Source organism: Micromonospora sp. NPDC048947 (assembly GCF_040649495.1).
Classification (GTDB): domain Bacteria; phylum Actinomycetota; class Actinomycetes; order Mycobacteriales; family Micromonosporaceae; genus Micromonospora; species Micromonospora alfalfae.
In genome coordinates, this window is sequence record NZ_JBEZFO010000053.1 from 1 (window position 1) to 1,717 (window position 1,717).

Below are 1,717 nucleotides of genomic sequence, written 5' to 3' on the forward strand. Positions count from 1 at the left end.
GGCGCAGACCCGCTTGGCAGCCTCCTCACGGGCCAGGCGGGCGGCGGTCGGCTCCTTGGACGGGGCGAAGAACAGCCCGGCGGAACGAAGGGAACACCCCCGCGCGCGCGGGGACCACAGTTCGTGACCTGCGGGTTTATGCGGCTGAGGGGCTGTTTTTACTTACTTCTTGAGAAACGGACATATCTCTCCCGCGTTGCAACCAGCCCTTACCCGAGACTGGGCATGCCAGGGGTCATTCTGCCCGCCAACCACCCCCGGGGGCGCCCCCTTCCTCAAGGAAGGCCGTGCGGCATCTGCCCAGGAAACTGTGAAGGCGAACGGTTGCCGCGCCAGTGCCCCGATACGTGTCCGCGCTCTCTGCTGGCGCGAACTGACCTTGCAGGCTTCAGCCTCAGACGGTTCTGAGCAGGTCGCGAAGGTTACTCATGCGGGCCTTGACGTCGGCGGCTTCAGTGGGGTGGGCCGGGAGTTCACCGGGCTTCGTGCTGTGGGCTTCGCGGCAGGGGCGGCAGAGGCCGTCGGGGAGGGCTTCTGGTTGGCCGGGGCGGCCGCAGTCGGTGCATTCCATAAGGATGCGGCGGGCGGTCGGGGCCGGAGTGTCGGGCGAGGTGTTCTCGGCCGGCAGGTAAGGCGGCATTTTGTCAGTGAGGCGGCGGCGGAGGAGGCCGACGGGGGAGTCGACCTTGCTGGGGAGCCCTGCGGTGAGGGCGCTGGTCAGGTAGTCAACGCTCACGCCTCGGGCAAGCCATTCGGCAGCCCGGGCTTCCAGGGCGGCGCAGTCGTCGGCAGAGAGCGCGAGGCGGTGGTCGTTGCGGCCCAGGCGGGCCAGGGCGAGGTAGGCGGGAGAAGGGCCCGTTTCGGGAGCCTGGGGTGCTGCCGGGGCCACGTCCGGGGCAGGAGGCGCGGGTTCGGTGTCCGGGGCCTGAACCGGGGTGCGTTGCTGCGGTACGGCGGTGGCTTCGGGGCCCTGCTCCGGGCCGGGGTCCTCCGGGGCGGGCGGGGGCTCCTCGGCCGGGGCCCACGGAGGTGGCGGAGTGGTCGCTTCCGGGGCCGGGGGCGCCGCCTGCGTGGCGGTTTCGGTGGCCAGGAAGGTGGTCCACCATTCGTTGTCCCGCGCCGTGCGGGACCAGAAGGTGCGGAAGACCCAGCGCGTCTCCTCGCCCGCGCCGACCGGGCACCGTACGCGTCGCAAGTGGCCCGCCACCGACAGGGCCGTGAGCGCTGTGGAGATGGCCTGCTGGCCGTAGAGCGGGAGTTGCTTGGCCAGTTGCTTCACGCTCATCGATGCGCCCTCGGGGAGGTGGTCGATGAACCCGGCCACGTACCGCTCGCGCGTGGGGAGAAGGGCGAAGTCAGCTGCAGAGCGCGGAAGTTGGGCGGGTGCCACGCGCTTGCCGTAGCCCGGATTCGCCATCGGGTATGCCGGGGAAAGTGCGGGGGTGTCCAGGGCGGGACTAGGGTGCTGTGTAGCCACGGGATCGGCTTTCTAGGGTGACGATCTTGCGGTCAGACCCCGGCCTGGTGCTTCCAACACCGTGTCGGGGTCGCTTAGTTCTCGAACCGTAAGCACTCGTGACACTCCGCCGCAAGCCGTCACCATTAGTCATACTTCCCCAGCTGTGACCTGGGTGGGGAGGTCGGGACCGCCACGCCGACCGCCGCCACCGCCGCCGCTTGCCGAAACGGCCGGTTGCGGGCGATGAACAGCACCGCG

The 1,717-nt window shown here is 70.0% G+C and carries 1 protein-coding gene; it reads right to left on the reverse strand.

What is annotated here, in order from left to right:
* Positions 1 to 394: 394 nt before the first annotated feature.
* Positions 395 to 1,285 (reverse strand): hypothetical protein, encoded by an 891-nt coding sequence (locus tag AB0B98_RS33060; protein ID WP_357367761.1) that lies wholly within the window; start codon positions 1,283 to 1,285, stop codon positions 395 to 397.
* Positions 1,286 to 1,717: the final 432 nt, after the last annotated feature.